This is a genomic window from Rhizobium sp. GCM10022189 (assembly GCF_042656325.1).
Classification (GTDB): Bacteria; Pseudomonadota; Alphaproteobacteria; order Rhizobiales; family Rhizobiaceae; genus Rhizobium.
The window spans coordinates 634,934-652,199 of record NZ_JBHSOR010000049.1; the positions used below are offsets into that span (position 1 = coordinate 634,934).

The window sequence follows — 17,266 nt, forward strand, 5'->3', positions numbered from 1 at the left end:
TTCTCAACGCAAATGTTTTTTATCGATAAAAATCGTCCGCCTGCGTTCAGCGGTCCGGTTTCATTGGAGGAGAACGCACCCTGAGAGGAGAACCTTTATGAGCATCGTGAAATCCCTTCTGTCGCGCCGTGCCTTTACGGCGCTTGCAGGCGCTGCCGTCATCGCGACGGCGATGCCGGCCGCGTCCTTTGCCGCCGACGTGACGATCCCGATCATCGTCAAGGACACGACGTCCTTCTACTGGCAGATCGTTCTGGCCGGCGCGCGCAAGGCCGGCAAGGATCTCGGCGTCAACGTGCCGGAACTCGGCGCGCAGGCCGAATCCGACATCAACGGCCAGATCAGCATTCTCGAGAACGCCGTTGCCGGCAAGCCTGCCGCCATCGTCATCTCGCCGACCGAGTTTAAGGCGCTCGGCAAGCCGATCGACGAGGCCGCCAAGTCCGTTCCGATCATCGGCATCGACTCGGCTGCCGATTCCAAGTCGTTCAAGTCGTTCCTGACGACCGACAACGTCCAGGGCGGGCGCATCGCCGCTGACGGCCTTGCCGCCGCCATCAAGGAGATGACGGGCAAGGAAGAAGGCGACGTCGTGCTTCTCACCAACCTGCCGGGCGTCGGCTCGCTGGAACAGCGCCGCGAAGGCTTCCTTGACCAGATCAAGACCAAGCATCCGGGCCTGAAGGTCATCGCCGACAAGTATGGCGACGGCCAGGCCACGACCGGCCTCAACATGATGACCGACCTGATCACGGCCAACCCGAACCTCGTCGGCGTCTTCGCCTCCAACCTCATCATGGCGCAGGGCGTGGGCCAGGCGATCGCCGAAAACAAGCTCGGCGACAAGATCAAGGTCATCGGCTTCGACAGCGACGACAAGACCGTCGGCTTCCTCAAGGACGGCGCCATTGCCGGCCTCGTCGTCCAGGACCCCTACCGCATGGGTTATGACGGCGTGAAGACCGCGCTTGCCGTCTCCAAGGGCGAGAAGGTGGCCGAAAACGTCGATACCGGCGCCAACCTCGTCACCAAGGCGAACATGGCCGATCCGAAGATCGACGCGCTTCTGAACCCGAAGATCAAGTAAGGCGACAGACGGGCCGCGCCGGCTGCAAAAACCGGCGCGGCCTTTTCCATCCGATGGTATGGTTTGCCGGGGATGGAACGGACGTGACAAGAGGAGGAGAGGTCCATGGTCGGACTGGAAGAGGTCAGTCATCGCCACGATGACAGCGCCACGCTGAAAGAAGCCAATCGAATTGCGGCCGGATCGCCCATCCTCGAACTGAAAGGCCTGCAGAAGAACTACGGTCACGTGCAGGCGCTGAAACCGGCGACGATGACCTTCCTTGCCGGCGAAATCCACGCCATCGTCGGCGAAAACGGCGCCGGCAAATCCACCCTTATCAAATTGCTCACCGGCGTCATCACCCGCACGGCCGGCGAGGTCCTGTGGTGCGGCCATCCGGTGGGCCTGTCGACGCCGAACGAGGCGATCGCCCGCGGCATCAACGCCGTACACCAGGAGGTCGTGCTCTGCCGGCACCTGACGGTTGCCGCCAACCTCTTCCTCGGCGACGAGGTCAACCGCTACGGGCTGATGCGCCGCAAGCAGATGGAGAAGATGGCGCAGGCCGTGCTCGACGATCTCGGCTTCGGCCTGCCGGCCGGCGCGCTCCTGAGTTCGCTGACGATCGGCCAGCAGCAGCTTGTGGCCACCGCGCGCGCGGCCATGCGCGGCACGCAATTCCTGATCTTCGACGAGCCGACGGCCTATCTGACGCGCCAGGAATCGGCGCAGCTCTTCAAGCTGATCCGCCGCCTGCAGGGCGAAGGCGTCACCATCGTCTATATCAGCCACCGCATGGAAGAAGTGTTCGAGCTGGCCGACCGCGTCTCGGTCCTGCGCGACGGCACGCATGTCGGCACGCGGCTGATCGGCGAGACCAACGAGGCCGAACTGATCGCGCTGATGATCAACCGCTCGATCGAGCAGATCTACCACAAGGAAGAGATTGCGCCCGGCGAGACGATCCTCGACGTGCGCGGCCTTTCCGGCCCCGGCTTCGAGGACGTGTCGCTCACCGTCAAGGCAGGGCAGATCGTCGGGCTCTACGGGCTGATCGGCGCCGGGCGCAGCGAATTCGCGCTCGGGCTTTACGGGCGCCAGCCGACAAGTGCGGGCGAAATCCACTGGATGGGCAAGCGCGTCGACATCAGGAACGAACGCACCGCGATGGAACTCGGCATTGCGCTGGCGCCCGAAAGCCGGCGCGACCAGGGGCTCTGCCTCAACCTGCCGATCGGCCTCAACATCAACCTGCCGGTGTTCGGCCGGCTGAGCCACGGCCCGGTCATCAACCACACGCGCGAATCGGGCAATGCCGACAAGCAGATCCGCGATCTCAGCATCAAGACGCCGAGCCGGCGCGTTGCCGCCTCCAGCATGTCGGGCGGCAACCAGCAGAAGATCGTCATCGGCAAGTGGCTCTCCCACGGGGCGCGGCTTTTCATCTTCGACGAGCCGACCGTCGGCGTCGACGTCGGCACCAAGGCGGAAATCTACCGGCTCTTCGCCAAGCTTCTGAAGGAGGGGGCAGGCATCATCCTCATCTCCTCCTACCTGCCGGAGGTCTACGAACTGGCCGACCGGCTGCATGTCTTCCGTGGCGGCAGGCTGGTCGCAAGCCACGATTTCCACGCGGCGACGCATGAAGAAGTGCTCAGCGAAGCGATCGGCGTCTGAGCCAGAAGAATAAGAGGGAGAAAACTCATGACTGTCACCCCCACCGAAATCGTCGCGCCGCCGCCGCGCCGGAAAATGAACATCCTGTTCGGCCTGACGCTGATCGGCCTGCTGGTCTTCCTCTGGGTCCTGCTCGGCCTGTCGACGGCCAGCTTCTGGACGCCGCTCAACATTTCCAACCTGCTGCGCCAGGGGGCGATGACGGCGATCCTGGCGCTCGGCCAGACCTTCGTGATCATCACCGCCGGCATCGACCTTTCGGTCGGCGCCATCGTCGGCTTCTGCACCGTCATCATCGCCTGGCTGTTGCAGGCGGGCGTGCCGCTCTGGGCGGCGATCGCGCTGACGCTTGCCATCGGCGTCGCGATCGGCGCCTTCCACGGCTTCGGCATCGTGCATATGGGCCTGCCGCCCTTCATCATCACGCTGGCGACGCTGACCTCGCTGCGCGGCATCGGCCTCCTGATTACCAACGGCTCGACGATCAGCATCACCGACGAGAGCTTCAGCAATTTCGCCCGCGCCGATTTTCTCGGCATTCCCAGCCTGTTCTGGATGGTCATCCTGGTGGCGATCCCCTCCTTCGTCTTCCTGCATCTGAGCCGCTGGGGCCGCTATCTCTTCGCGGTCGGCTCGAATGCGGAGGCGGCGCGCCTTTCCGGCGTCAACGTCAAGGGCATGATCTATCTCGCCTATATCCTGTCGGCCTCGTTTGCGGCCTTCGTCGGCGTGCTGCTCGCCTCGCGTATCGCCATCGGCAACGCCACACAGGCCGACGGCTGGGAGCTGCAGGCGATCGCCTCTTCGGTCATCGGCGGCACCTCGCTCTTCGGCGCGGTCGGCTCCGTGCACGGGCCGCTGATCGGCGCCTTCATCCTGGCGACCATCAACAACGGCGCCAACCTGATGAACGTCAATTCCTTCTGGCAGCGCATCATCACCGGCCTGCTGATCATCGTGATCGTCTATTTCGACCAGCTGCGCCGGCGCCGGACGGGCTGAGGCAGACGCGACAACGAAGCCGGCCCGAGGCCGGCTTTCTTCATTTCAGCCATGCGAGACCCATCATGAAAGCAGTGCTTTGCCGCCAACCCGGCGTCCTCGATCTCGTCGAGCGCCCCTCCCCCGAAAAACCGGCGCCCGGCTGGGTGCGGCTTGCCGTCAGCCATGTCGGCATCTGCGGCACGGACTACCATATCTTCGAGGGCAAGCATCCTTTCCTCGAATATCCGCGCGTCATGGGCCACGAGATCTCGGCGACCGTGCTGGAGGCCGGCGAGGGCGTGGCGCTGGCTGCCGGCACGCCCGTCATCGTCAATCCCTACCTTTCCTGCGGCACCTGTGTGGCCTGCCGGCAGGGCAAGGCCAATTGCTGCACCAATATCAAGGTTCTCGGCGTGCATACGGACGGCGCCTTCTGCGAGGAAATCGCGGTGCCGGCCGGCAATCTCTATGCCGCCAGGGGCCTCAGCCTCGAAGCCGCAGCGACCGTGGAGTTCCTGGCGATCGGGGCGCATGCCGTGCGCCGCTCGATGGCGCCTGCCGGGTCACGCTCGCTCGTGATCGGCGCAGGCCCGATCGGGCTCGGTGCTGCCATCTTCTCGCGCATTGCCGGCCATGAGGTGACGCTGCTCGACACCAGCGCGGAGCGGCTGGAAATGGCCTCGGCGCGCTTCGGCTTCACCTCCGGCATCATCGCCAGCGAGGGCACTGCGGAGGCGGTGAAGGCGAAGACGGACGGCGACGGTTTCGATGCCGTCTTCGACGCGACCGGCTACGGCCCCTCGATGGAAAAGGCCTTTCTCTACGTCGCCCATGGCGGCGCGCTGGTGCTGGTCAGCGTCGTGAAGGACGATATCCGCTTTTCCGATCCGGAATTCCACAAGCGCGAAATGATGGTGATCGGCAGCCGCAACGCGACGCGGGCCGATTTCGAGCATGTGGCGGATTCGATCGCCAGGGGCCTCGTGCCGGTCGATCAGCTGATTACCCATCGCACCACGCTTGCCGACGCGCCGCGCGATCTCGCCCGCTGGGCGCATGAGAAGAGCGGCCTCATCAAGGCCGTGATCAGGGTTGCCGGCTAAAGCTTGTCAATTGCCGCCCGCATCTGCCTGACGACCGCGACATCGGTGCGGTTCGCAGTCGGCACGTCGAAGCCGAAGGCGACGGCGCGCGGGTCGGCGCTGGCGACGGGCGAACTGCAGGAGCCGTGGATCTCGCGCGCGCCTGTTGCGCGCAGGATTTCGGCGGCATTGGCGGGGCGCACGCCGCTGCCGGGCATGATGGAGATGCGGCCGGCGGCCTTGGCGGAGATGCGCTTCAGCGTTTCCAGCCCGTCGATCGCCTTCGGCACGCAGCCGGAGGTCAGGATGCGCTCGCAGCCGAGTTCGACCGCCTGTTCCAGCGCGGCATCCGGGTCCGGCACCAGATCGAAGGCGCGGTGCAGGGTCGAGCCAAGGCCGGCGGCATGGGCCTTGAGACGCCGCATCAGCGGCATGTCGAGCGCACCATCCGGCCGGTTGGCGCCGATGACGACGCCGGCGAGACCGGCCGCGCGCACCGCATCGATATCGGCCAGCATCGCCTTCTCGTCCGTCGCGTCGAAGATGAAGGGGCCGGCATGGGGGCGGATCATCGCATAGACGGGGATCGGCGCTGCAGCCGCGATCCGCATCAGGCCGGGCAGCGGGGTCAGCCCGCCAAGCTCCAGCGCCGAGCAAAGCTCGATACGGCCGGCACCGCCCTCGATTGCCGCCGCAAGGCCCTGGGCGCTGTCGACGCATACTTCCAGCAAAACCGTCATGTCCGAATCCTTCCCGTTTCTCCGCCTGTTTAAGCGAAGGCGGAGCTTTGCGCGACAGGGGCCGGGACTATTTTCGCAACGGTCGCGATCAGCAGGTCGCAAGCGTCAGCGGCGGCTTTCCGATGGTTGAAGGCGACGTGGTAGGACATGGGCATCGGTTCCGTGAGTTCGACGATGCGCACCCGGTCGGCGAGCGGCATGGCGCTGACGCGGCCGAGGAAGGAGACGTAACCGTGATTGGCGACAAGATCGACGATGACGGGCAGCGAATCCGCCGCGGTAATGTCCCGGTCGCGGAAGCGGCGGTGCAGGGTGCGGTCGTAACCGAAGGCCATGGCGGCATGGCCGATGCCGGTGCGCGGGCTCGGCGTGCAGATCGGATGGCCGGCGATCAGATCGGCGGCGGTCTCCTCCGTGCTGCCGGGCGGGGCGATCGCCACCATATCGGTGCGCAGCAATTCGCGGTGGCGGAAGCTTTCCAGGCCGAAGACGGAATCGAGGATGGCGACGTCGATGCGGCCAGATTTCAGCGCCTCGCGCAGGTCGTCGGCGGTCATGGAGACCAGCGACAAGGCGTTCTTGTTGCGGCCGGTATTCCATTCGGCGACAAGGCTGCCGAGGCAGCGCGCCACCCAGCTTTCCGAGCCTGTCGGGATGATGGCGCCGATGCGCAGCGAGCGCGCGGTGCGCTGGTAGCGCTCGTCGGCGGCGGATTTCAGCTCGTTCCAGGCAAGGCTGATGGTCGAAAAGACCGTGTAGGCGAAGCGGCCCTCCTCCGTCAGCGCCGAGCCCTGCGCCTGGCGCTCGAAGAGGCGGTGGCGCAGGAATTTCTCAAGATTGGCGATCTGCAGCGAAAGCTGCGGCTGACCGAGGCGCAGGCGGCGGGCCGCCCTGTTGATGCTGCCCTGGTCGGCGACTTCCAGATAGCGCTCCATCGTCACCAGCTTGACGGGGATGCGCGCGGCCCATCGTCCGTAAGCCTCCGCTTCATGATAGCCAAGCCTGCTGGCGAGCTGCTGCGTCGCAGCCAGGATCGGCGCCAGCCCCTCCTCCACCCTGCCGCCGGCCAGCAGGACGACCAGTTCGCCGGAGGAGCGCTCGACGAGTTTCAGGGCAAGCTCCGTCTCCAGGTTGTCGATTGCCGCCGATACGGTCGAGACGGAGATGTCGAAGCGGCGCGCCGTCTGGCGCATGGAGCCTGAAGAGAGGACATGGCTTGCGATGAAGAGGGCGCCGAGATGCAAGTCTTTCTCCGGAAAGGATTGAAAAGGCGCAGGATATGACGTGTTCGCGAAAAAAGATATCCCTGTCCGCGCGGGTGCAGGCTATCGTCCGGTCACCCAAGAAATCCGGACGGCGAAAGAACCGAGAATAAGCAACCGGAACACCGTGGAAACACGCAAGGGGACAAAAACAAATCGCGCCGGCCTTGGAAAAGGGAATGCAATTCCGCGCAACGGTCTGCATCCACAGCCATAATCGCGCCGCGACAGCGAATACTGGAGGGGGCTGCTTCGATTTTCGGGCATCGAATTTTCGGGTACGCACACTATTTCCATGACGCACGTATTTCCGGCATGATGGCCCGACGCCGACCTGCCGGCCATGTTTTCATGCGCGCAGGCTTCGCGTCCGGGGCTTTCGCGACGTTTATCGGTGTTCAACCAAGGGGATAATCATGCTTAAGAAACTCGCACTTGCCGCCTCGCTTGCCGTCTTTGCGGCCGGCGCCGCGCACGCCGCGGACGTCGTCGTTTCGTCGAAGATCGATACCGAAGGCACGCTGCTCGGCAATGTCATCGCGCTCGCGCTCGAAGCCAACGGCATCAAGACGCAGGACCGGATCGCGCTCGGCGCCACACCCGTCGTGCGCAAGGCGATCACCGCAGGCGAAATCGACATCTATCCGGAATATACCGGCAATGCCGGCTTCTTCTTCAACAAGGCCGACGACGCCGCCTGGAAGAACCTCGACCAGGGCTACGAGATGGCCAAGAAGCTGGACTATGACGCCAACAAGATCGTCTGGCTGACGCCCTCGCCCGCCAACAACACCTGGGCGCTTGCGGTGCGCAACGACGTTGCCGGCCCGAACAAGCTGAAAACCATGTCCGATTTCGGCAAGTGGGTTTCGGGCGGCGGTGCCGCCAAGCTTGCGGCCTCGGCCGAATTCGTCAATTCCGCCGGCGCCCTGCCCGCCTTCCAGACGACCTACGGCTTCACGCTGAAGCCGGATCAGGAAGTCGTGCTGTCGGGCGGCGATACGGCGGCCACGATCAAGGCTGCGGCCGACCAGACCAACGGCGTCAACACCGCCATGGTCTACGGCACGGACGGCGCCATCGAAGCGGCCGAACTGACGGTTCTCGAAGACGACAAGAGCGTGCAGCAGGTCTATGCGCCGACGCCGATCATCCGCGAGGCGGTGCTGCAGGCAAACCCGAAGATCCAGGAAATCCTGGCGCCGATCTTCCAGAGCCTGACGGCCGACGAGCTGCGCAAGCTCAACGCCAAGATCCAGGTGGACGGCGAGCCGGCGAAATCGGTTGCCGAAGCCTATCTCAAGGAAAAGGGCTTCCTGAAGTAAGGACCTGATCCCCCGCCCGCTTCACGGGCGGGGCTTTCTCCCACAGGGTTGGATCGATGGAAGAAACCTTAGCGGTCCGCAGGCTGGACCGGCTCGGCGTGGTACTGGTGGCAGGCGGGATTGCGGCAACGGCGCTTCTGCCCTTCATCTATGTCAAGGCAAACCGTATCGCCGCCGGCAAGCCGATGCTGCTGACGCAGCTTCTTCCGCAGCCTTCCGTTCTCGTCCTGCTGGTTCTTCTGGCCGTCACGGCGCTGGCGACGCTCTTCCTGCGCAGCGCCCTCGTCCGGCTCGCGCTCGGCACGCTCAGCCTTGCCGCGCTGATTGCGGCCATCGGGCTCACGGCGACCGCCGCGACACCTGCCGGCAGCACCGTGGCGCGCATGACGCCCGGCGGCAGTTTCTGGGTTCTGTTCGGCGTCATCGGCCTCATCATTTCGGACGCGCTGGTGAAGATCCGGCTGACGCCGTGGATGCGGGTTGGCGTGCTCGCGGCCTATACGGGCCTGCTCGGCCTCTGCCTTTCCTCCGGCCTGCTCGACAGCCTGTCGATCCTGCGGGAATTTTCCACCCGCTCGGCGCAGTTCTGGACCGAGGCGGCGTCGCACCTGCTGCTGGCCTTCGGCTCGCTTGCCATCGCCATCGTTCTCGGCCTGCCGCTCGGCATCCTCTGTTTCTGGGTGCCGAAGCTGCGCGCCATCGTGCTGCAGACGCTGAGCCTGATCCAGACCATTCCGAGTCTGGCGCTCTTCGGCATATTGATGCTGCCGCTCGGCTATCTCGCCGCGAACGTGCCGCTGGCGGCCGATATCGGCATTCGCGGCATCGGCACGGCGCCGGCGCTGATTGCGCTCGTGCTCTATTCGCTGCTGCCGATCGTCGCCAACACGGTCGTCGGGCTTGAGGGCGTCGATCCTTCGGTGCGCGATGCGGCGGCCGGCATGGGGCTGACGCGCCGGCAGGTGCTGACCGGCATCGACCTGCCGCTCGCCTTCCCGGTCATCCTCACCGGCATCCGCATCGTGCTGGTGCAGGCGATCGGCATGGTGACGATCGCCGCGCTGATCGGCGGCGGCGGCTTCGGCATCTTCATCTTCCAGGGGCTCGGCCAGACGGCCATGGACCTCGTGCTTCTCGGCGCCGTGCCGACCGTTTTCTTCGCCTTCTCCTCGGCCGTCATCCTCGATGCGGTCATCGAAAGCATCCAGGGACCAGCCGCATGAGCATGATCGAGATCAGGAACGTCACCAAGCGCTACGGCCCGGCCACCGTCGTCGACAATGTCTCGATGCGCGTCGAGAAGGGCTCGATCACCGTCATCGTCGGCACGTCGGGTTCGGGCAAATCGACGCTGATGCGGATGATCAACCGGCTGGTGCCGATCACCGAGGGGCAGATCTTCGTCAACGGGCAGGACATCATGGACGTGCCGGCGACGGAGCTTCGCCGCAAGATCGGCTACGCCATCCAGGGCCACGGCCTCTTTCCGCACCGCACGGTGGCGCAGAATATCGCCACGGTGCCGCAGCTGCTCGGCTGGGACGCAGCCCGGACCGACAGACGCGTGAGGGAACTGCTCGGCCTCTTCAACCTCGACCCGGCGACTTTCGCGGAGAAATATCCGCACCAGCTTTCTGGCGGCCAGCAGCAGCGCGTCGGCGTCGCCCGGGCGCTGGCGGCCGAACCGGAACTGCTTTTGATGGACGAGCCTTTCGGCGCGCTCGATCCCGTCATCCGCGGCAAGGCGCAGGACGACCTCCTGGCGATCCAGAAACAGTTCGGCACCACCGTCATCCTCGTCACGCACGACATGGACGAGGCCTTCCATCTCGGCAACCAGATCGCGGTGATGAGCGGCGGCAAGCTGTTGCAGTGCTCGACGCCGGAAAAAATCCTGACGGAGCCGGCCGATCCCTTCGTGCAGCAATTGACCGGCACATCCGACCGGGCGCTGAAACTGATGTCGCTGACGCCGCTGAAGGACAGTATGCAGCCCGCCAAGCCGGGCCTGCCCTATGCGCTGGCGCAGTCGCTCAGCCTGCGCGACGCGCTTGCCGAAATGATCTGGCAGGGCGTCAATGAGGCGGCGGTGCAGGATGCCGACAAGGCACCGGTCGGCTCGATCTCGATGGAGCGGCTGATCGAACTGGGCCGCAAGGCATGAAGTTTCTGCTCGCCAACCTGTTTCGCGCGCTGGCGCTCACGGCGCTGCTCGTCCTGATCTTCAGGACCGAGTGGCTCTCCTTCATGCTGGTGCCTCTGACCAACAACAACGCCCCGCCGGTCTATACGCAGAACAGCCTGGCGTCGCTGGCGCTCGGCCATCTGGAACTGGTCTTCGTCTCGATCGTCGGCAGCGCGGTGCTTGCCGTGCTCGGCGGCATCTTCGTCACCCGGCCGAGCGGGGCGGACTTCCTGCCGCTGTCGCGCGCCATTGCCAATGCCGGGCAGACCTTTCCGCCGGTCGCGGTGCTGGCGCTTGCCGTTCCCGCCACCGGCTTCGGCGCCGCACCGACGCTGATCGCGCTCTTCCTCTACGGGCTGCTGCCGATCTTCGAAAATACGGTCGCGGGCCTGAAACAGGTATCGCCGCAGGTGCTGGACGCGGCCGACGGCATGGGCATGAACGGCAGGCAACGCCTCTTCCAGGTGGAACTGCCGCTGGCATTGCCGCTGATCCTCGAAGGGCTGAAGGTGGCGACCGTCATCAATATCGGCACGGCGACGATCGGCTCCACGGTTGCGGCAAAGGGTCTCGGCGAGGTCATCATTGCCGGCCTGATTTCCGACAATACCGCCTTCATCCTGCAGGGCGGGCTGATCGTCGGCCTGATGGCGGTGCTGATCTACGATGTCGTCGGCATGCTCGAAGGCGCGATCACGCGCAGAATGGGCTTGCGTCCGGCTTGAGAGGGCGGCTACCAAGGCAGCGGGAGAAACAACGGGAGACCGCCTTGGCCAAGATGATCCATTCCATGATCCGCGTGCTGGACGAGGCGCGCTCGGTCGATTTCTACGGCAAGGTGTTCGGGCTCAAGGTTGCCGACCGGGTGGATTTCGAGACCTTCACGCTGATCTACATGAGCAACGAGGAGAGCGGTTTCGAGCTGGAACTGACGGTCAACAAGGGCCGGATCGAGCCCTACAATCTCGGCGACGCCTACGGGCATCTGGCCGTTTCCGTTCAGGAAGTGCATGTCGAGCACAAGAGGCTGACCGATCTCGGCCTCAACCCCGGCAAGCTCGTGGAACTCAACCGCGACGGCAAACTCTTCGGGCTGTTCTTCTTCATCACCGATCCCGACGGTTACAAGATCGAAGTGCTGCAGCGCCACGGTCGTTTCCAATAAACACAAGAGGCTGAGATGATTGGGAGGAGAGACCTTCACAACGGCTGGACGCTTGCCTGTAACGATACAGGAAGAGACAACCTGCCGGCTTCCATTCCGGCAACGGTGCCCGGCTGCGTGCATCTGGACCTGCTGGCAAACCGGCTGATCCCCGATCCCTATCTCGATATCAACGAGATCACCAATGACTGGATCGGCAGGACGGAATGGGTCTACCGGCTGGATTTCGAGGCCGGGCCAGATGCCCTCCCCGATGCTGGCCCCGATGCCGGCAAAATGCAGGAACTGGTCTTCGACGGGATCGACACGGTCGCCACGATCCGCCTGAACGGCGAGGAGATCGGCCGCAGCTTCAACATGCACCGCACTTATCGCTTCGATGTCTCGGCGCTGCTGCGGGCAGGCGCAAACGAGCTCAGCGTCACCTTCCACTCGGCCTATGCCTACGGTGCGGAGATGGAAAAACACTATGGCTACCGGCCCAACAACTATCCGGGGCCGGGCAACCTGATGCGCAAGATGGCCTGCAATTTCGGCTGGGACTGGGGTCCGACGCTGGTGACGGCGGGGCTGTGGAAGCCGGTGCGGCTGGAAAGCTGGGACCGGGCGCGGCTGGCCGAGACCCGTGTTTCGGCGACACTTGCCGGCGGCGACGGGCTCGTCAGGGTGCGGGCGCGGCTGGCAAGACACGGTGAGGCCGTGCCGACAAGAATCACGGCCGAGATCGGCGGCGTGACGCGCACGGTCACGGTCGACGCGGATGCACAGGAGGTTTCGTTCGAGGTCCGCGTGCCCTCGCCGCAGCTCTGGTGGCCGCATCATCTCGGCGCCCAGCCGCTTTATCCGCTGGAGATCCGGCTGGAGGACGAGAGCGGCGATGTTCTCGACCGCTATGCGAGAGAGATCGGCTTCCGCTCGCTGCGGCTCGATACTTCGCCGGACGAGCATGGCTCGGCCTTCACCTTCGTCATCAACGACGTGCCGATCTTCGCCTGCGGCGCCAACTGGATCCCGGACGACTGCTTCCCCTCGCGGGTGACGGAGGAGCGTTATGCGGCGCGGATCGACGAGGCGAAGGCTGCCAATATCAACCTGCTGCGCGTCTGGGGCGGCGGCATTTTCGAGCGCGACGAATTCTACCAGACCTGCGACCGGGCCGGCATGCTCGTCTGGCAGGATTTCCTCTTTGCCTGCGCCGCCTATCCGGAAGAGGAGCCGCTGCGCAGCGAGATCGTCGCCGAGGTGCGCGACAATGTCATCAGGCTGATGCCGCACCCGTCGCTCATCATCTGGAACGGCAATAACGAGAATATCTGGGGCTTCGACGAATGGGGCTGGCGGCCGATCATCAAGGCGGGCGTCAGCTGGGGGCTCGGCTATTATCTCGATGTGCTGCCGAAGCTCTGCGCCGAGCTCGATCCCGACCGGCCCTATTATCCCGGCAGCCCCTATTCCGGCTCGATGCAGATCGAGCCGAACGACGACCGGCACGGCTGCAAACATATCTGGGACGTGTGGAACGAGGTCGGCTATAAGGTCTACCGCAACTATATCCCGCGCTTCTGCTCCGAATTCGGCTGGCAGGCGCCGCCGGCATGGGCGACGCTGCAGGAAAGCGTGCATGACGAACCGCTGACGCCGGAATCGCGCGGCGTCTTCCATCACCAGAAGGCGACGCAGGGCAACGACAAGCTGATCAAGGGGCTTGCCGGCCACCTGCCCGTGCCGCGGACGATGGACGACTGGCATTTCGCCACCCAGCTCAACCAGGCCCGCGCCATCCGCTTCGCCGTCGAGCACATGCGCTCGCATCGCGCCATCTGCAAGGGCGCCGTCGTCTGGCAGTTCAACGATTGCTGGCCTGTTACCTCCTGGGCCGCGCTCGATTCCGCCGGCCGGCGCAAGCCGCTCTGGTATGCGATGCAGCAGGCCTTCCACCCGCGCCTGCTGACGATCCAGCCGCGCGGCGACGGGCTTGCGGCGGTGGCGGTCAACGAGCAGACGCTGTTCTGGCGCTCGAAGATCAGCGGCAGGCGGATGCGGCTCGACGGCACGGTGCTTTCGGAATTCGAATTCTGGCGGCTGCTCTGCGACCGGTTCGAGGCGAAGGAATTCCCGCTGCCGGAGGATATCGCGACGGCCGGCGTGGCGAATGAAGAGGTCGTCGTCGTGCAGATGCTCGACAAGCGCGCCTTTCACTATTTCGTCGAGGATATCGAGCTGAAGCTTCCCGCCCCGTCGCTCGACATTTCGCTGGCGAAATCGGCCGGCGGCTATGACGTGACCGTCAGCGCAAAGAGTTTCCTCAAGGATCTCTGCCTGATGGCGGACCGGCTGGACCCTGCGGCGGCGGTGGATTCCATGCTGGTGACGCTGCTGCCGGGCGAAAGCCATGTTTTCCGCGTGACGACGGAGAAGCAGCTTTCGGTCGAGGATATCGTGGTTGGAACGGTGCTGCGCTGCGCCAACGATCTCGTCGGCACAAACTGAAAGGCCCCGCTCGGGCGGGGCCTCTGGCGGAATTCAGATATGCGCCCCTTCAGGTCTCGTCGGCCCTTTCCTGCCTGGCCATCAGCGCGGCCAGGTCCTGCTTCAACCGCACCGGCAAATCCATGCGCTCGTGAAGAATGCTCATGATACCAAGATCGCCGTCATCCAACTCGCGAAAGAAGATGTAATGGCGTTCGTAACGGCTGAAATAGGCTTCGCGCCTGATATCCGGCGGAGCAGCAAGCCTCTGCGGCAAACGCCGCCAGAGGAGGCGATTGCCGCAAAGCCGCTCCAGGTGAGCATGGAGGCCAAGAATGTAGGTGTCAGCCTGCGCCTCACTCCATGCGCTGCTGGTATCCTGCCATATCTTATCCTGCGCTGCGTCGGCGCGCGGATAGAACCGATAGCCCACCATGCTCAGCGGCGTTTGTTGCGGCGAATAACGTCCTCGGCCGACACGGCGACAAATTCGCTGTCATCGGCACGCATGGCGGGGCCAAGCTCCTTTTGCAGGGACTCCCATGCCTCATCCCGCGTCTGCAAGTCGTTGCGGATCAGGGCGCGAATATACTCGCTGGCGTTTTCATACAGCCCGTCGTCTCCGATCTGCTGTTGAACATGGTCCTGGAGTTGCCCGCTGACCTTCACGTGAATGCTGCCGGATGCCATTGGCATATACCCTTCGTTCGTCTCATACTGTGGGTTGGGTGGCACATATTGTCAATATTCATCACGCGGCAGGTGGCGGCCGGGCGCTGCGCCAACGACCTCGTCGGCTCAACCTGAAAGGCCCCGCTCTCGCGGGGCCTCTTCCGGCTCATCCTAGCGGAGGACGTTACATCCAGTAGGGCGGCACGCCGTAATAGTCATGGACCCGGCGGCCATTGTCGTTGTACCAGGTGTCGTCGTCATCCGCGTAGCTCGGCGCGCCCTCGATCTGCTCTCTGGTGAGATCGATGCGGTAGCCGTCCAGCTGGGTATCGTAATGCAGCGTTGCCCAAGGCAGCGGATAGTGGTCGTGGCCGATGCCGAGGAAGCCGCCGAAGCTCAGGACCGCATAAGCGACGCGGCCGTCCTGCTTGCCGAGGATGAGGCGTTCGATGGAGCCGATATGCTTGCCATCAGCGCCGTAGACGCGGGTGCCTTCAACGCGGTCGCTGGCGATCAGCGTCGGCGTATCCTTCACATTCGGGTCACGGCGGGTGGCGTCAGTATCCTGATCGAGCATTGTGCACCTCCTTTTATTGTTTCCTCGTGGGTTCATCCACGTGAAGACAACGTGCCCTATGCTTCAAAGTTCCCTTCTTCCTGCCGGCTTCACGCGGCGGCGGCGATATTGACGTTTACGTCAAGGTTATTGTAGCCTCAATCCGCTTGAACCGATCAAGCAATGGCATAAGTTGCCCTGACGGGGGATGGAGGAATCTTCCGATCGATGCCGGTGCGACCCGGCGCGGCGGCCGAATGGGAGAGAGAATATGAACAGCATTTCCGTCCACCCTGGCGGTGCGACATCGGAAAAACCATGGCTTGCCACCTATCCGGACGTCGTTCCGGCCGAAATTCCCCCACTGGAATATGCGTCGCTGCCGGAACTTCTCGAAAAGAACTGCGCGCGCTTTGCCGAGCGGAAAGCCTTTTCCAGCATGGGCAAATCCATGACCTACCGCGAGCTCGAAAGCCAGACCCGCAAGGTCGCCGCCTGGCTGCAGAGCCTCGGGTTGCAGAAGGGCGACCGTGTCGCCGTGATGATGCCGAACGTGCTGCAGAACCCGGTCGCGGTCTACGGCATCCTGCGCGCCGGGCTCGTGGTGGTGAACGTCAACCCGCTCTATACGCCGCGCGAGCTTGAGCACCAGATCAACGATTCCGGCGCCAAGGCGATCTTCGTCCTGGAAAATTTCGCACGCACGGTCGAGCAGGTCATCAACAGGACGGACCTGCGCCATGTCGTCGTCACCTCTCTCGGGGAAATGCTCGGGCTCAAGGGGCATCTCGTCAATTTCATCGTCCGGCGGGTGAAGAAGCTCGTTCCCTCCTGGTCGATCCCGCAGCACAGGAGCTTCCGGCAGGTGCTGGCCGAAGGGGCGGGCAACGTGCTTGCGCCGGTGCCGCTTGCCGGCAGCGACATCGCCTTCCTGCAATATACGGGCGGCACGACGGGGGTCGCCAAGGGCGCGGTGCTGACGCACCAGAACCTGCTTGCCAACAAGATGCAGCTGCAGCTCTGGCTGAAATCCTGCTTCGACAAGAGGAAGCAGCCCGAGGTCCTGAACTTCCTCTGCGCGCTGCCGCTCTACCACATTTTCGCGCTGACGGTGAATTCGCTGATGGGCATGTCGCTCGGCGCCCATAACGTGCTGATCGCCAACCCGCGCGACATTCCGGGACTGGTGAAGGAATTCCAGAAGTCCGATATCCATATTTTCCCCGGCCTCAACACGCTGTTCAACGCGCTGCTCAACAATGCCGATTTCGCCAAGACCGATTTCTCCTCGCTGGTCATGTCGCTCGGCGGCGGCATGGCCGTGCAGAGGCCGGTGGCCGAGCGCTGGCTGAAGGTGACGGGCTCGCACATTACCGAAGGCTACGGGCTGTCGGAGACATCGCCCGTTGCCACCGCCAACCGTTTCGATTCGCCCGAATTCACCGGCTCGATCGGCCTTCCCCTTCCCTCGACGGAACTCGACATCCGCGACGAGGCCGGCAATTCGCTGCCGCTGGGCGAGATCGGCGAAATCTGCATCCGCGGCCCGCAGGTCATGGCCGGCTACTGGAACAAGCCGGCGGAGACGGCGCAGGCGATGACATCGGACGGTTATTTCCGCAGCGGCGACATGGGCTTCATGGACGAGCGCGGCTACACCAAGATCGTCGACCGCAAGAAGGACATGATCCTCGTTTCCGGCTTCAACGTCTATCCGAACGAGATCGAGGAAGTGGCCGCCATGCATCCCGGCATTCTCGAAGCGGCAGCGATCGGCGTGCCGGACGGGCATTCCGGCGAGGCGGTGAAGCTCTTCGTCGTGCGCAAGGACCCGGCCCTGACCGAAGCCGACGTGAAGGCCCATTGCGCGGCCAATCTTACCAATTACAAACGGCCGCGCTTCATCGAATTCCGCACCGAACTGCCGAAGACCCCCGTCGGCAAGATCCTGCGCAAGGATCTGCGCGGCTGAATTTGACGGTCTCGTGAAATTGAGGGCCATCCGCTTGTCGCGGGTGGCTTTTTTCATATCTGGACAGGGGGCTGAACTTGATTTGACTGCCGGAAAGAGAATAGTTTC

General features: G+C 64.1%; 16 protein-coding genes. 11 read left to right on the forward strand and 5 right to left on the reverse strand.

Annotated features, from left to right (window positions below):
• The first annotated feature begins 97 nt into the window (after positions 1-97).
• From ACFPWW_RS24195 to ACFPWW_RS24210, 4 genes are all read left to right on the forward strand, one after another.
• On the forward strand, positions 98-1,087 hold the full coding sequence (locus ACFPWW_RS24195; protein WP_112565554.1) for an ABC transporter substrate-binding protein: 990 nt from the start codon (positions 98-100) through the stop codon (positions 1,085-1,087).
• A 105-nt stretch (positions 1,088-1,192) separates the two neighbouring features.
• Positions 1,193-2,746 (forward strand): sugar ABC transporter ATP-binding protein, encoded by a 1,554-nt coding sequence (locus ACFPWW_RS24200; RefSeq protein ID WP_112565552.1) that lies wholly within the window; start codon positions 1,193-1,195, stop codon positions 2,744-2,746.
• Positions 2,747-2,773: 27 nt separating this feature from the next.
• On the forward strand, positions 2,774-3,748 hold the full coding sequence (locus ACFPWW_RS24205) for an ABC transporter permease (protein WP_112565549.1): 975 nt from the start codon (positions 2,774-2,776) through the stop codon (positions 3,746-3,748).
• A gap of 65 nt (positions 3,749-3,813) precedes the next feature.
• Positions 3,814-4,833, forward strand: coding sequence for a zinc-binding alcohol dehydrogenase family protein (locus tag ACFPWW_RS24210; RefSeq protein ID WP_377313517.1), 1,020 nt, complete (start codon positions 3,814-3,816; stop codon positions 4,831-4,833).
• Here the strand turns inward: ACFPWW_RS24210 and ACFPWW_RS24215 are convergent.
• Together ACFPWW_RS24215 and ACFPWW_RS24220 are read right to left on the reverse strand one after the other, a co-directional pair.
• On the reverse strand, positions 4,830-5,552 hold the full coding sequence (locus tag ACFPWW_RS24215) for a copper homeostasis protein CutC (protein WP_113500335.1): 723 nt from the start codon (positions 5,550-5,552) through the stop codon (positions 4,830-4,832). The genes ACFPWW_RS24210 and ACFPWW_RS24215 overlap by 4 nt on opposite strands.
• 29 nt (positions 5,553-5,581) lie before the next feature.
• Positions 5,582-6,796, reverse strand: a complete 1,215-nt coding sequence (locus tag ACFPWW_RS24220; RefSeq protein ID WP_112705868.1) for a LysR family transcriptional regulator — start codon at positions 6,794-6,796, stop codon at positions 5,582-5,584.
• 434 nt (positions 6,797-7,230) lie between these two features.
• Between ACFPWW_RS24220 and ACFPWW_RS24225 the strand changes: the two genes are divergently transcribed.
• Genes ACFPWW_RS24225 through ACFPWW_RS24250 form a run of 6 tightly spaced genes read left to right on the forward strand, consistent with a single transcriptional unit; the run spans position 7,231 to position 13,979 of the window.
• Positions 7,231-8,139 (forward strand): ABC transporter substrate-binding protein, encoded by a 909-nt coding sequence (locus tag ACFPWW_RS24225; protein WP_377313519.1) that lies wholly within the window; start codon positions 7,231-7,233, stop codon positions 8,137-8,139.
• Between the two features lie 56 nt (positions 8,140-8,195).
• A complete protein-coding gene (locus ACFPWW_RS24230; protein WP_377313521.1) occupies positions 8,196-9,362 on the forward strand; it encodes an ABC transporter permease in 1,167 nt (388 codons plus the stop codon).
• Positions 9,359-10,303 carry an ABC transporter ATP-binding protein gene (locus tag ACFPWW_RS24235; protein WP_377313523.1) on the forward strand — a complete coding sequence of 315 codons (945 nt, stop codon included), beginning with the start codon at positions 9,359-9,361 and terminating at the stop codon, positions 10,301-10,303. The genes ACFPWW_RS24230 and ACFPWW_RS24235 overlap by 4 nt, the downstream gene beginning before the upstream one ends.
• Positions 10,300-11,049, forward strand: coding sequence for an ABC transporter permease (locus ACFPWW_RS24240; protein WP_113500333.1), 750 nt, complete (start codon positions 10,300-10,302; stop codon positions 11,047-11,049). Before ACFPWW_RS24235 ends, ACFPWW_RS24240 begins: the two co-directional genes overlap by 4 nt.
• Positions 11,050-11,093: 44 nt before the next feature.
• On the forward strand, positions 11,094-11,489 hold the full coding sequence (locus ACFPWW_RS24245; RefSeq protein ID WP_377313525.1) for a VOC family protein: 396 nt from the start codon (positions 11,094-11,096) through the stop codon (positions 11,487-11,489).
• A 15-nt stretch (positions 11,490-11,504) separates the two neighbouring features.
• Positions 11,505-13,979: a glycoside hydrolase family 2 protein gene (locus tag ACFPWW_RS24250; protein WP_377313527.1), complete on the forward strand. Its 2,475-nt coding sequence runs from the start codon at positions 11,505-11,507 to the stop codon at positions 13,977-13,979.
• 49 nt (positions 13,980-14,028) lie between these two features.
• Here the strand turns inward: ACFPWW_RS24250 and ACFPWW_RS24255 are convergent, their stop codons facing one another.
• From ACFPWW_RS24255 to ACFPWW_RS24265, 3 genes are all read right to left on the reverse strand, one after another.
• Positions 14,029-14,394 (reverse strand): type II toxin-antitoxin system RelE/ParE family toxin, encoded by a 366-nt coding sequence (locus ACFPWW_RS24255; RefSeq protein WP_377313529.1) that lies wholly within the window; start codon positions 14,392-14,394, stop codon positions 14,029-14,031.
• A gap of 2 nt (positions 14,395-14,396) precedes the next feature.
• The gene (locus tag ACFPWW_RS24260; protein WP_377313531.1) at positions 14,397-14,648 is read right to left on the reverse strand and encodes a ribbon-helix-helix domain-containing protein; all 252 of its coding nucleotides are present in this window, start codon (positions 14,646-14,648) and stop codon (positions 14,397-14,399) included.
• Between the two features lie 166 nt (positions 14,649-14,814).
• Entirely contained in the window at positions 14,815-15,207 is a 393-nt protein-coding gene (locus tag ACFPWW_RS24265; protein ID WP_377313533.1) for a PRC-barrel domain-containing protein, read from the reverse strand.
• A 250-nt stretch (positions 15,208-15,457) separates the two neighbouring features.
• Here ACFPWW_RS24265 and ACFPWW_RS24270 point away from each other — a divergent pair, with 250 nt between their 5' ends.
• A complete protein-coding gene (locus ACFPWW_RS24270; RefSeq protein WP_377313535.1) occupies positions 15,458-17,158 on the forward strand; it encodes a long-chain fatty acid--CoA ligase in 1,701 nt (566 codons plus the stop codon).
• The last annotated feature ends 108 nt before the right edge of the window (positions 17,159-17,266 follow it).

Coding starts and splice junctions, on each gene's coding strand:
- ACFPWW_RS24260 (WP_377313531.1), bottom strand. CDS start 14,648: ATGGCATCCGGCAGCATTCACGTGAAGGTCAGCGGGCAACTCCAGGAC.
- ACFPWW_RS24250 (WP_377313527.1), top strand. CDS start 11,505: ATGATTGGGAGGAGAGACCTTCACAACGGCTGGACGCTTGCCTGTAAC.
- ACFPWW_RS24210 (WP_377313517.1), top strand. CDS start 3,814: ATGAAAGCAGTGCTTTGCCGCCAACCCGGCGTCCTCGATCTCGTCGAG.
- ACFPWW_RS24205 (WP_112565549.1), top strand. CDS start 2,774: ATGACTGTCACCCCCACCGAAATCGTCGCGCCGCCGCCGCGCCGGAAA.
- ACFPWW_RS24225 (WP_377313519.1), top strand. CDS start 7,231: ATGCTTAAGAAACTCGCACTTGCCGCCTCGCTTGCCGTCTTTGCGGCC.
- ACFPWW_RS24240 (WP_113500333.1), top strand. CDS start 10,300: ATGAAGTTTCTGCTCGCCAACCTGTTTCGCGCGCTGGCGCTCACGGCG.
- ACFPWW_RS24265 (WP_377313533.1), bottom strand. CDS start 15,207: ATGCTCGATCAGGATACTGACGCCACCCGCCGTGACCCGAATGTGAAG.
- ACFPWW_RS24235 (WP_377313523.1), top strand. CDS start 9,359: ATGAGCATGATCGAGATCAGGAACGTCACCAAGCGCTACGGCCCGGCC.
- ACFPWW_RS24195 (WP_112565554.1), top strand. CDS start 98: ATGAGCATCGTGAAATCCCTTCTGTCGCGCCGTGCCTTTACGGCGCTT.
- ACFPWW_RS24230 (WP_377313521.1), top strand. CDS start 8,196: ATGGAAGAAACCTTAGCGGTCCGCAGGCTGGACCGGCTCGGCGTGGTA.
- ACFPWW_RS24270 (WP_377313535.1), top strand. CDS start 15,458: ATGAACAGCATTTCCGTCCACCCTGGCGGTGCGACATCGGAAAAACCA.
- ACFPWW_RS24200 (WP_112565552.1), top strand. CDS start 1,193: ATGGTCGGACTGGAAGAGGTCAGTCATCGCCACGATGACAGCGCCACG.
- ACFPWW_RS24255 (WP_377313529.1), bottom strand. CDS start 14,394: ATGGTGGGCTATCGGTTCTATCCGCGCGCCGACGCAGCGCAGGATAAG.
- ACFPWW_RS24215 (WP_113500335.1), bottom strand. CDS start 5,552: ATGACGGTTTTGCTGGAAGTATGCGTCGACAGCGCCCAGGGCCTTGCG.